This is a genomic window from Oliverpabstia sp. (assembly GCF_022785585.1).
Lineage (GTDB): Bacteria > Bacillota > Clostridia > Lachnospirales > Lachnospiraceae > Oliverpabstia > Oliverpabstia intestinalis.
The window spans coordinates 25,876-39,073 of record NZ_JALFPR010000055.1 but is presented as its reverse complement, the minus strand read 5'-3'; the positions used below and the strand labels follow the sequence as shown (position 1 = coordinate 39,073).

Below are 13,198 nucleotides of genomic sequence, written 5' to 3'. Positions count from 1 at the left end.
TTTTCTGAAATTAAAAGCATTCCGACGAATCGCTACACGTTATGACAAATTAGCTGCAACCTACTTGGGATTTATTTGTATCGCCTCAATATTAATTTGGTTAAAATAAACAATTTAAAATGTTTTTCAGACACGCTCTAGGAGTATAAAAGGAAAGTTTTACAGTAAAATTTCTCTGAACGCCTCCAAAAGCCGATCATTCTGCTCCGGCAGCATCACACAAAATCTCACAAAATGATCATCCAAAAACGGAAACGTGGAACAATCCCGGATCATCAGTCCCTTCCGGATACAATGATCGAACAGATCCTGGGAAGTAATTCCGGGTTTCCGGATCTTCATCAGGATAAAATTCGCCGAAGCTTCATACACCGTCACACAGTCCCAGGTCGACAACTCGTTATACAAACGGTCTCTCTCCCTGCAGATCAGTTCTCTCGTATGACGAATATATTCCTCATCCGGAAACATCAGCCGTCCGGCAATCTCTGCCAGCGAATTGATCGTCCAGGGATTTTTTCTTGTATTGATTGCCTTGATCAGATCCTGATTTCCTGTCACCGCATAGCCAAGCCGCAGTCCCGGAGCTGCGAAAAACTTTGAAGTGCCACGCAGAATGATCAGATTTGTATAATAATTTGTCAGAGGAATACTGGTCACATCTTTCTCTTCCGGTGCAAATTCCACATATGTTTCATCCACCATCACGAAAATTCCATACTGCAGGCAGGCATCCAGGATCCGGCGCATCTGACTGCAGGTGATTGCGGTAGAAGTAGGATTATTCGGATTACAGAGTACCAGAAGCTCCAGCTGATCGGAAAGATGGCTGCAGAAATCTTCCACATCCATATGAAACCCATGTTCTTCTTTCAAAGGATAATACAGTGTTGTACCGCCGCCCAGTGCGATTTCCCGTTCATACTCCGAATACGTAGGACCAAGTACCAGTGCTTTTTTCGGGTGCTTCGTCTGAATAAACAGAGAAATCAGTTCTGTGGAACCATTTCCGACAATCACATTTTCCGGCTGCGTTCCCGCATACGTGGCAATACAGGTGCGAAGAGCTGTATACTCCCGGTCAGGATACGTAGTGATCGCATCCAGATTATCGGCCAGTGTGGAACGTAGCTGATAAGAAATTCCCAGCGGATTGACATTTGCACTGAAACTGATGATATCCTCCTTCTTAATATGATAACATTTCTCAATAGCTTCCAGGTCACTGCCGTGGAAATGATCCTTGTGTTTAATCATAATGTCTCCTCTTTTCTTGCAACAAACTTTTGCGTAGTGTATAATAAAAATAATTATGAGTATTTTTGCAGATTGCTTTGCAAAATGATAAGAAAGTGGGCAAAATGCCTTTTGTCCCAACACCATATGAAATGAGCAATCATGTTAGTTTCATTATAATGATAAGAAAAAAATAGTCAAGGTCGATAAAAGAAGAAGCGCAGGTGGATACTTTGAAAAGAAGAATGGAACAGTTACTAAACGGAAGATTTGAATATGAAGTACCAAAGCTGACTCTTTCCGATACACAGATTAACCTTACGACCAATGAAGGGGAGAATGTTCGGGGAGAATTATATGTGGCGGCAGAAGATAACCGCAGGATCAAGGGAATGACCATGTCATCCAATCGCCGGGTACTGCTGGCAAAAGAAAAATTTTCGGGAACAACCGTATGTATTCTTTACGGGCTGGATGTGAAGGGACTGTCCGCAGGTGAGACGGTAGATGCAGTGATTACGATCAACAGTAACCTGGGAGAATACCAGGTGCCGGTACACGCAGAGATCAAAGACGACGGGATTCAGACATCCCGCGGAGCAGTGGATAATCTGGAAGCATTTATCAAACTGGCGGAGAGTGATTATCGGGAGGCATTTCGTCTTTATACAAGCGAGAGCTTTCTGAAAGTGCTGCAGGGAGAAGATCCGGGATACGAAAGCCTGTACCGGGGGATGTCCAGAAACCCGGTGACCTATCAGCATATGGAAGAGTTTCTGATCGGAACCGGAAAAAAAGAGCCGGTGACTCTGCGTCTGGAAAAGACAGAACAGACCTGGGATCATCTGGATACTACAGTCAAAGACTGTCTGAATCTGTATAAGAGCACCTGGGGGTATACCCGGATGGAAGTGGAGGTTACCGGAGATTTCCTGGAAGTGGAAAAGAAAGTGATCACCAGTGAGGATTTCATCGGAAGTGTTTATGGGCTGGAATATCTGATCCGCAAAGAAAAACTGGGAAGCGGAAGAAAATACGGACAGATCCGGATCAAAACCGTATATGGAACGTATATCTATGAGGTGAAGGCTTCGGGCAATGCTTCCTATGAACTGAGCACAAGAACTTATGAGAAAAAAGGACAGGCGGCACTGGCAACACTGTATGAAAAATATCTGCTGGGCGAGATAAAACAGCAGGAATGGAAAGAAGCATCCTTGAAAGAACTGGAAAATCTCCGGAATCTCGGATGTTATTATCCGAAACAACAGCTGACAGAGGCATACATCTATGAACAGACCGGAGATGTGGCAAATGCCATGTCTGTGCTGTGGCCTCTCAGGGAACTGAAATTTACCAGGGAACAGATGGAGGAAGAAGCCTGGTATCTGGCGCTGGCAGTGAAGACCTCTGTGGCTACTGAAGAACAGAAGATGACAGCACAGGCCAGGATCGAAAATCTCTATCGTATGAATCCGGGCAGTTATCCAATCCTGAAAGTGCTGATGGAAACTTCGGAAGAATATAAGCAGGCACCGGGCAGACAGATGTATATGTTGGAAGAACTGTTTGATCTGGGATGCAGAAGCCCGTTTCTGTATCTGGCAGCCTATGAGAAAATGGAAACAGAAGCAGGCTATCTGAAAAAACTGTCACCGTTTATGGTACAGGTTCTTCACTATGCAGCACGTTATGGAAAACTGAATGAAGAACTGACCATGCGGATCGGGCATCTCTCAGAATATGTGAAGAATTTCCAGCCGGTGATCTACCGTCTGCTGGTAAAATGTTACGAGGCTTATCCTGGCAATGATCTGGTGGATCATATCTGCAAATACATTATGAAGGGACAGCCGGCGAAGAGCGAGTATTTCCGCTGGTATCAGCTGGCAGTGGAGGCAGATATCCGGATCACCCGCTTATATGAATATTATATTGAAACTATGCCTCAGGGCTTCCAGAGTGTACTGCCGCAGGTGATCCGTATGTATTTTGTATATAACAATACACTGAGCAGCAGAAAACGGGCATCTGTGTATGCCAATGTGATACGCAATAAAGAGGCAGATAAGACAACATATCAGAATTATCGTAAGGCGATGGAAGCATTCGCGCAGGAAGCATTGATGGAGGGAAGAATCAGTGAAGATTATGCTACCATCTATCAGGAATGCATCGAAGACATTGCAACGCCGGCTCTTGGAGAAGCGATGGCGAAAGTTATGTTTTCTTATCGGGTGTACTGTGATGATCCGAAGATTCGCAGCGTCATCGTGTGTCATGGAGAACTGAAAGAAGAACAAAGCTATCCGTGCACAGACGGTGCTGCCTATATTCAGCTGTATACACCGGATGCGAGAATCCTTTTTGAGGATGAGAAACGGCGGCGTTATGCGACAACGGTAGATTACAATATACAGAAACTGATGGATGAAAAACCATATCTGCAGTCGTGCATGAATCTGGATATCGCAACACCCGGATTGTTACTTGCCGTATGTGGCAATGACAGCCGCAGACAGATCGGGCTTTCCACCCTTGGCTGTTACCAGCATGTGGTGGAAATGTCAGAATTCCAGGAGCCATACCGCCATATGGTATGCAGAAAAATTCTGGAATATTATGCAGAACACGCAGGCGATGATACGCTGGATAGTTATCTGAAAAAAATGGATCTGGTGACATTTGCAAAAGTAGATAAGGTATTACTCTGCGAGATCCTGATTGAAAAAGGGATGTATGCCACGGCATTGGACATGATCAGCCGTTATGGCTATGAAGGCATAAAAACGGAAAGTCTGATGAAACTGACCAGCTATCTGATTCTGGATTATGATTTTGTGGAACAGGAAGAACTGGTGTATCTGGCGCAGTATGTATTTGAACAGGGACTCTACAATGAAGTGATTCTGATTTACCTGAGCGATAATCTGCTTGGATCTGTGGAACAGATGGCACTTTTATGGGAACGGATGCGCGGATTCCAGCTGGATACGTATGCGCTGGAGGAAGAGATTCTTCTACTCTCCATGTTCGGACGTGTCTATCTGAGGCAGGGAGCTGCGATGCTGGAACAGTATGTGGCACAGAAGGGAAAAGAACCTGTGATCCTGGCATACATTTCTTTCTGGGCATACGGATATTTTCTGGGCAAAAAAGAAACAGATCCATATATTTTCCAGTGCCTGGAACAATGTTGCAGGAGAAAGCAGGAGGTAGACCGGATCTGTCACCTGGCACTCCTGAAATATTATGCAGAACTGGATACTTATACAGAAGAGCAGGAAAAACTGATCGATGAGATTCTCGAAGAATGTACGGAAAACAGCCTGCGGTTTGCATTTTACCGGAAGTTCCCGGCAAGATTCACAAAACCATACCAGATGGATGACAAACAGTTTATTCAGGTTCAGTACCCGGCCGGAGCGCGGGTGACAATTCATTATCGACTGATCCGTGACAAAGATACCGGTGAAAACTTTAAAAGTGAACCGATGAAAAATATGTACCAGGGCATTTTTGTAAAGGAATTCCTGCTGTTTTATGATGAGATACTGGAGTATTACCTGACAGTGGAACTGCCGGATGATACCCGACAGACGGAAAAGAAACTTCTGACGATGGAAGAGTCTTTACAGGAAGGAAACACAAAATATCAGCTGATCAATCAGATGCTGGCAGGCCGGAAACTGGGACGGAGAGAGCAGACAGAAAAAGCCATGGAACAGTACCTACAGAGAGAACATTTTGCAAGAAAAATGTTTCCGGTACTCCATGCGTAATACACAGATGGAGGCAGAAAAATGAACGAAGTCAGAAATATATTGGTAGGATTTGATTTTGGGGAGAAGGTCTCACAGCTGTGTTATTATGACCGGCGTGAGGGAGAACCCGTTTCTCTGCCGGTGAAGGTGGGAACCGGTCAGTATACCTTTCCCAATGTGCTCAGCAAGAAACCGGGAGAAGAGGAATGGCACTTCGGCCTGGAAGTAGAGTACTTTGTGGAACAGCAGGATGAGATTCCTGTGGAAAACCTGTATACACTGTGTCTGAAACAGGAGACAGTGGAAGTGGACGGGGCTACATGGAAGGTTGGAGAACTTCTCGGAAAATTTATCGGTAATGCACTTCGTATCCTTGGTGTGCCGGATCTGGTGAAGAGTATCAACGGACTGATGATCACTACGCCGGTACTGACACGCCCGATGGTGGAGAACATTCGGGTGGCATGCCGGGAGATGGGATTTCCGAGAAACCGTTGTTTTCTGCAGGATTATGAAGAAAGCTTTTATTATCATACGTTATATCAGAAACCGGAGATCTGGAGCAGAAGTGTAGGCTTGTTTGTATTTGACAAGGATGAAGTTTCTTATGCAAAACTTGAGATGAACCGCAGTACCCGTCCGGTACATGTCGGAGTCAGACGGGGTGGTCATATCACACTACACACGGAATATATGCAGCGTGATGTGGATTTTTGCCAGTTTGTGACAGAATCAGTGGGAAGTGAGGTTTATTCAAGTATTTACCTGGTGGGGGAAGGGTTCGAGCGAGACTGGGCAGAAAAATCTGTGGCTGAGCTTTGTAAACACCAGCGCCGGGTATTTTACGGAAATAATCTGTTTTCCAAGGGTGCCTGCTATGCTGCGAAAGAAAAGACAGAGGAACGGAATCTGAAGGGGTATCTGTATGTGGGCAATGATCTGGTACGGGAAAATGTGGGCATGGAGATGACTGTGTTCGGAACACCGGCCTATCATCCACTGATTGTATCCGGTGTCAACTGGTACGAAGCAATGGGAGACTGTGAAATTATTCTGGATGATACCAGGGAACTGGAATTTGTTGTGTCTGATATGGAAAATACCGGTAAAGTGCGCTACAGTATGCCTTTGCCCGGTCTTCCGGACCGTCCGGCAAAAGCGACTAGACTGCATATACATCTGGAATTTACTGCGGCAGACGAGTGCAGGATTGATGTGACGGATATGGGATTTGGAGATCTTTATCCGTCGAGCAACCTTACATGGCATGAGACGATGAAGAGTCGGGGGGCAGAAGAATGAGTGGATATATTTTGTGTCAGGTAAAACGGGCAAAACTGCCTTATTATATTGAAAACATCAGTACCAATATCTATTCCATCGAAGAACTGTGCTTTTATTTTTATCATAATATATATCTGCTGGACAGTACGATCCTGAACGAGGAATTGTGTTTCTGGATCCGGGATCAGCTGGGATTGAAGAAATTGGCAGAAAATCTGTATAAACATCTGGATGACGATGAGATGAAGGTGGGAGATTTTATCCTTCCGGTGTTCAAGGAGATCAGTTATCTGTCTCTGGAAGAGTTCCGCAGATTGAATCAGCAGATCCGACAGCTGGCAAATGAACCGGAAGTGTTGCGTCAGAAGCGAAAAGGTGATTATCTGATGGAACACGGAAAATATGTGAACGCCATCAAGGTTTATCAAAGGGCGCTTCGCCGGGAAGCGGAAGATGACACCGAAGTGACGGATATCAGAAAACCGGAAGCGACCGAAGCAGCAGCGGACCATACTGTAGGAGTGCAGGAAACAACAGAAAACCCTGCAGGCGCAGAAGCAGAGTCTCCGGTTGCGATCACCATCGATATGATGGAAGATCCACAGGGTGGAGCAGAGGAAGAGACCGACAGTACACCGGAGAACCAGGAAACAGATGCAGCGGAGACGGATAGTTCTTCTTCCCGGGAGGAGAAACAGGAAGAAGTGACCTCAGACCAGGAACTTCCCCGCCAGGAGATCCTTCTCGGAAAACAGTTTATCGGAGAAATCTACCACAATATGGGCTGCGCCTATGCAAGGCTGTTTCAGATGGAAGAAGCGATTCGTTGCTTTGAGATCGCCTACGGCAAACTGCACACGATGGGAGCGGTAAAGAGCCTTCTGTATGCCGTGTATATGGAACATGGTGTGGACGCTTTTGTGGAAAAGGCGAAACAGCTGGAAGTCGATGAAGAACGCCAGGAAGAAATCTATGTAGAAGTGGAAGAAGCTGTGGAAGACCTCTATGACACACCGGAAGGCCAGGAATATAAAAAGTTACTGGAAGAAAAACAGCAGGGCAGAGAAGAGGATTATCAGCAGGGGATGGAGCATCTGCTGGAACAGCTGACTGCGGAGTACCATAAGAGCACGGGATACTGATAAAAATTATCAATAAAAAACAATGAGAAATAAAAATAATTGAATATCAGGTTAAACAGGAAAAAGCAGAGTAAGGCGGTGAATAAAACCGGTTTCACTGCTTTTTCTTTGGTTGCATTGCATATCAATCATTGGTTCCGGGGATCAGTTCTGATAAAACGAATTTTCGGAAAAATATGTTGCAGATGAGAACTCCCCGGTGTGTCCACAGTACAAAGACAAATTTTGAAAAATGTCTTGACATTAATACTTTACTATGATAGAGTGTTAGCATATGAAAAACCGGAGGTAATTGTTATGAAAAAGAAAACAGTAAGCATCATGGTAGCAGCAACAATGGCACTGTCCCTGTTTGCAGGATGTGGTTCCAGTAAAGATACAGCGACCGAAGATACAAGCAAGACCGAGAGCACAGAAACAACGGATGAGAGCAGCGAGAATGCTTCCGCAGAAACAACGGATGAAAGCAGCAGAACGACGTTCACAGTAGGTTTCGATGCAGAATATCCGCCATACGGTTATATGGATGATGATGGAGAATACACCGGATTTGACCTGGAACTGGCACAGGCGGTATGTGACAAAGAAGGCTGGGAACTGGTGAAAAAGCCGATCAACTGGGATTCCAAAGATATGGAACTGAATTCAGGATCCATCGACTGTATCTGGAATGGATTTACCATGAACGGAAGAGAAGATGATTATACCTTCTCTGTTCCGTATGTGGATAACAGCCAGGTGATCGTAGTTGCAGAGGATTCCGGTATCGAACAGCTGAGCGATCTGGCAGGAAAGACCGTTGGTGTACAGGCAGCTTCCGCAGCACTGGATCTGTTACAGAGTGAGGATGAAGGCGGACAGAAAGCACTGGCAGATACCTTCGGATCTCTGAATGAATTTGCAGATTACAATACCGCATTTACCGAGTTGCAGGCAGGCGCGCTGGATGCACTGGCCATTGATGTCGGAGTTGCCAAATATCAGCTGAACTCGAGAGGAGAGGGCTTCAAGATCCTCGATGAGACACTGAATACCGAACAGTATGCAATCGGATTCAAAAAAGGAAACCAGGAACTGTGTGACATCGTAAACAAAGATCTGCAGGAACTGGCAAACGAAGGAAAAGTTGCAGAACTGGCAGAAAAATATGAAATCGCCGATATGGTGACTTTAAAAGCTGAATAAGAAGACGAAAATAACGTCGGATAAGAAAAAATGTAACCCCTCGGGAGGCAGACACTACCTTCCGGGGGGCATGTTTTCGCGAGTAATGAGCCAGTGTCCATGCCCGCATGGACTTTGGCGAATACCGCGAACCCGGGATAAGTAAATTTACGCGAGCAACGAGTCAAAGTCCGTGCTTGCACGAGACCTTGACGACTGCCGCGATAACGAGTAAAATTTGCGAAGCGTATTTTAGCTCGTTTATCCCGGTGCTGTAGAATATGGAGGATATGCAATGAGTATTGAGGTAATGGTACGACAGATGACGGCGGGTTTTGGACAGACCTGTCTGATCTTTTTTCTGACACTGATCTTTTCCCTTCCACTGGGAATGATCGTATATTTTGGACGCGTATGCCGGTTTAAGCCACTAAGCTGGCTGGTGAAGATCTATATTTCCATCATGCGTGGAACCCCACTGATGCTGCAGTTGCTGATCTGGTATTTCGGACCGTTTTATCTGTGGGGCATGAATATCGGCGGTTATAAGTTTACAGCCATCATTCTGGGATGTTCTCTGAACTATGCGGCATATTTTGCGGAAATCTACCGTTCCGGTATCGAATCGATCCCGACCGGACAGTATGAGGCAGCACAGCTGCTCGGCTACACCAGAGTACAGACCTTCTTCAAGATCGTTCTGCCACAGGTGGTAAAAATCGTTTTGCCATCTGTCACCAACGAGGTCATCACACTGGTCAAAGATACCTCTCTGGTATATTCCGTATCTTATATCGAGATGTTTGCCGTTGCAAAACAGATTGCAGCTGCACAGACTACTGTAGTACCGTTCTTTATCGCAGGTATTTTCTACTATGTATTTAACTATGTGGTAGCCTGGGTGATGGAACTGTTTGAGAAGAAACTGAACTATTATCGCTAGGAGGGTCGACATGAAACTGTTGGAAATGAATCATATCAAAAAAGAATTTGACGGACTGGGTGTCTTAAAAGATATCTCTCTGTCGGTGGAAGAAGGAGAAATCGTTTCTATCATCGGTCCTTCCGGTTCCGGCAAATCCACGATGCTTCGCTGCGCGACGATGCTTGAGGAGATTGACGGCGGAGAGATCCTGTACATGGGGAAAAAAGCTGCCTGGGTAGAAAATGGCAAAGTGATGCATCCGGATAAAAAAGAGATGAAAGAGATCCGTTCCTGTTTCGGGCTGGTTTTCCAGAACTTTAATCTGTTTCCACATTATTCAGTATTGAAGAATATAGCAGATGCGCCGATCCATGTACAGAAACGGGACAAAGGCGAGGTGTACAAAGAGGCGAAGGAACTGCTGAAAAAGATGGGGCTGGAAGATAAGGCAGATGCCTATCCATATCAGTTATCCGGCGGACAGTGTCAGCGTGTGGCTATCGCAAGAGCCCTGGCACTGAATCCGAAGATCCTGTTCTTTGATGAGCCGACTTCCGCACTGGATCCGGAACTGACCGGTGAAGTACTGAAAGTCATCAAATCTCTGGCGGATCTGGATATCACCATGGTGATCGTGACCCATGAGATGGAATTCGCAAAAAATATCTCTGACCGTGTGATCTTTATGGATAAAGGTGTGGTGGCACTGGAGGGAACACCGGATGAGGTATTTGGTGCAGACCATACAAGAATGAAGGAATTTTTAGGAAAATTTCATCAGAACTAAGCTTGCGTTTCCCGGGCCGGTATTATATAATTTTACTGTTGTGAGGCGTATAGCCGATAAAATGTAAGCCGTCCGTAAAGAGGCGGCAAGTACAAGAAAAAGGAGATTATATATGAGTACAGACAGATATGTAAGTCCGTTATCTGAGCGTTATGCAAGCAAAGAAATGCAGTATATCTTTTCCCCGGATATGAAGTTCCGTACCTGGAGACGCCTTTGGATCGCACTGGCAGAGACCGAGAAAGAACTGGGTCTGCCGATCACCCAGGAACAGATTGACGAATTAAAAGCGCACAAAGACGATATTAACTATGATGTGGCAAAAGAGAGAGAACGCCAGGTACGTCATGATGTTATGTCTCATGTATATGCATATGGTGTACAGTGCCCAAAGGCAAAGGGAATCATCCATCTGGGTGCAACTTCCTGTTATGTAGGTGACAACACCGATATTATTGTTATGACCGAAGCTCTGAAACTGGTAAAGAAAAAACTGGTGAATGTGATCGCAGAGCTGGCAAAATTTGCAGAAAAATACAAAGATCTGCCGACACTGGCATTTACCCATTTCCAGCCGGCGCAGCCGACAACCGTAGGTAAACGTGCCACCCTGTGGATGCAGGAGTTTATGCTGGATCTGGAAGATCTGAATTATGTCTTAAGCACTATGAAACTGCTGGGTTCCAAGGGAACAACCGGAACACAGGCAAGTTTCCTGGAACTGTTCGACGGAGATCAGGAAACCATCGATAAGATCGATCCGATGATCGCTGAAAAGATGGGATTCAAACAGTGCTATCCGGTATCCGGCCAGACCTATTCCAGAAAAGTAGATACCAGAGTGGTCAATATTCTGGCAGGCATCGCAGCGAGCGCACATAAGTTTTCCAACGATATCCGTCTTCTGCAGCATCTGAAAGAAGTAGAAGAACCATTCGAGAAGAGCCAGATCGGATCTTCGGCCATGGCTTATAAGAGAAATCCGATGAGAAGTGAACGTATCGCTTCCCTGTCCCGTTTCGTGATGGTAGATGCGATGAACCCGGCAATTACTTCCGCTACCCAGTGGTTTGAGAGAACCCTGGATGATTCTGCCAACAAGAGACTGTCCGTTCCGGAAGGATTCCTGGCAATCGACGGTATCCTGGATCTGTGCCTGAATGTGGTAGACGGTCTGGTGGTATATCCGAAAGTTATCGAGAAGAGACTGCGTTCCGAACTGCCATTCATGGCTACGGAAAACATCATGATGGATGCTGTAAAAGCAGGCGGTGACCGTCAGGAACTGCATGAGAGAATCCGTGAACTGTCCATGGAAGCAGGAAAGACCGTCAAAGTAGAAGGAAAAGACAACAACCTTCTGGAACTGATCGCTGCTGACCCGGCATTCAACCTGACCCTGGAAGAATTGGAAAAAACCATGGATCCTGCAAAATACACAGGACGCGCTTCCGTACAGGTAGACGCCTTCCTGAAAAACGTCATCAACCCGATGCTGGAAGAGAATAAAGACCTGCTGGGTATGACTGCTGAGATCAATGTATAAAAGACTGGAAATAACAAAATATAAAGTATAAAAAACTCCCCCGATTGGAAAATACGATATCGTGTATTCCAATCGGGGGAGTTTTTAGTTATGTGGGAAGCGGGAAAAGGTAGTTTAATCGTCTTCTGCCAACAGATCCCTCTCCGTCGTCTCTCTGCGGATCAGCACCGGTGTGATCATCTTGTGTACCGGTTCGCTGACCGGTGTGTGTTTGCTGTTTTTATGTTCTTCAATCTGCTCCACCAGAAGTTTCACCGCTTCAGTAGCGAGCACATCGATTTGCTGAGCTACGGTGCTGATCGGGAAGATGGCGTTTCGGGAGGCGGGGGAGTCGTCGAAGCCGACAATCAGGTAGTCTTCCGGGAGTTTACCGTATTTTCGTACCAGCAGATTGACCAGGATGCTGGCGTGGGTATCGTTGGAGACGAAAATGCCCTTTTTCCTGCCGGGAGAGTCCGCCTCGATCTCGGAGAGAATCTCTTTCAGATGCTCCTGGGAAGCTGTCTGATCTTTCATCTCATGGAGAAAGACGCGGTGTGGAATCTGCTGTTCCCTGCAAAAATCTTCAAACCCTTCGATTCGACCGTATGCCGGGATACTTTTGGCGGTCGGATTGTTGATGTGGAAAAGCACTTCACAGTTGTGACGATAGAGCAGACTGGTCGCCTGGATCGCACCCATGTAGTTATCGGTGTTGATGCTGCTGATGTGAGCATCCTCCCGCTCGATCGCTACGATCGGGATATGCAGGTTGGCAAGTTCCATCGAAGGGATCGCATGGCTTAAAATGATCAGCCCCTCGATCTTGTAGGCGAGAAGTTCCTGAATATACTGCCGCTCGGTGTCAGCATCTCCGTTACTTAAAAACACCAGGAATTTATACCCAAACGTCTCATATGTGGAAAGAATCCGGTCAAGCATCTCGGAATAATAGTGAAGAAACAGGTTCGGGATGATCACACCGACGAATTCGGTCTGTCCGCTTGCCAGGATCCGCGCCACTTTATTTTCCTGATAATTCAGCTTTTCCAGTGCGTCTGCGATGATCTTCTGGTTCTTCTCGGTAAGGGAATCCGGGTTATTAAAATACCGGGAAATGGTTGTTTTGGAAAAATTCGTATATTTTGCAATGTCCGCGAAGGTTACATTCTGTTTTCGTGCCATAATCGTTGCCTCATGCATTCTTTTTATAGGAACAACGAGTCGAAGCCGTACAAACCTCCGACGATTGCCGGAAAAGATCTCAGGCATATCGTGCGCGTCAGACCCGTTGTAGTTGAATTGTTGTAACTATTCAGTAAGTAATATTCCGCGAGGTGTTTTGGCATGGATATGCCAAAATCCCGAGAC

The 13,198-nt window shown here is 45.9% G+C and carries 9 protein-coding genes and 1 pseudogene; 8 read left to right on the top strand and 2 right to left on the bottom strand.

The annotated features are described in order from the left end of the window. Positions 1-109: pseudogene (locus MSA64_RS03580) on the top strand (IS5/IS1182 family transposase); the annotation flags it as partial. A gap of 50 nt (positions 110-159) precedes the next feature. Here the strand turns inward: MSA64_RS03580 and MSA64_RS03575 are convergent. Beyond that, on the bottom strand, positions 160-1,257 hold the full coding sequence (locus MSA64_RS03575) for a pyridoxal phosphate-dependent aminotransferase (RefSeq protein WP_287890576.1): 1,098 nt from the start codon (positions 1,255-1,257) through the stop codon (positions 160-162). Between the two features lie 212 nt (positions 1,258-1,469). Between MSA64_RS03575 and MSA64_RS03570 the strand changes: the two genes are divergently transcribed. The 7 genes from MSA64_RS03570 to purB all read left to right on the top strand — a co-directional run bounded on the left by MSA64_RS03570 (position 1,470) and on the right by purB (position 11,848). Then, a complete protein-coding gene (locus MSA64_RS03570) occupies positions 1,470-5,018 on the top strand; it encodes a DUF5717 family protein (RefSeq protein WP_287890574.1) in 3,549 nt (1,182 codons plus the stop codon). A gap of 21 nt (positions 5,019-5,039) precedes the next feature. Beyond that, positions 5,040-6,302 carry a DUF5716 family protein gene (locus MSA64_RS03565; protein ID WP_118617556.1) on the top strand — a complete coding sequence of 421 codons (1,263 nt, stop codon included), beginning with the start codon at positions 5,040-5,042 and terminating at the stop codon, positions 6,300-6,302. Then, entirely contained in the window at positions 6,299-7,426 is a 1,128-nt protein-coding gene (locus MSA64_RS03560) for a hypothetical protein (protein WP_287890573.1), read from the top strand. Before MSA64_RS03565 ends, MSA64_RS03560 begins: the two co-directional genes overlap by 4 nt. Before the next feature lie 297 nt (positions 7,427-7,723). Then, positions 7,724-8,611 (top strand): amino acid ABC transporter substrate-binding protein, encoded by an 888-nt coding sequence (locus MSA64_RS03555; RefSeq protein ID WP_227338664.1) that lies wholly within the window; start codon positions 7,724-7,726, stop codon positions 8,609-8,611. A gap of 274 nt (positions 8,612-8,885) precedes the next feature. Continuing rightward, positions 8,886-9,533, top strand: a complete 648-nt coding sequence (locus MSA64_RS03550; protein WP_022172854.1) for an amino acid ABC transporter permease — start codon at positions 8,886-8,888, stop codon at positions 9,531-9,533. Between the two features lie 10 nt (positions 9,534-9,543). Continuing rightward, positions 9,544-10,302, top strand: a complete 759-nt coding sequence (locus tag MSA64_RS03545) for an amino acid ABC transporter ATP-binding protein (RefSeq protein ID WP_154431376.1) — start codon at positions 9,544-9,546, stop codon at positions 10,300-10,302. A gap of 112 nt (positions 10,303-10,414) precedes the next feature. Then, the gene (purB, locus tag MSA64_RS03540) at positions 10,415-11,848 is read left to right on the top strand and encodes an adenylosuccinate lyase (RefSeq protein WP_022399718.1); all 1,434 of its coding nucleotides are present in this window, start codon (positions 10,415-10,417) and stop codon (positions 11,846-11,848) included. 114 nt (positions 11,849-11,962) lie between these two features. Here purB and MSA64_RS03535 read toward each other — a convergent pair whose 3' ends face one another. Then, on the bottom strand, positions 11,963-13,012 hold the full coding sequence (locus MSA64_RS03535) for a LacI family DNA-binding transcriptional regulator (protein ID WP_154431377.1): 1,050 nt from the start codon (positions 13,010-13,012) through the stop codon (positions 11,963-11,965). Positions 13,013-13,198: the final 186 nt, after the last annotated feature.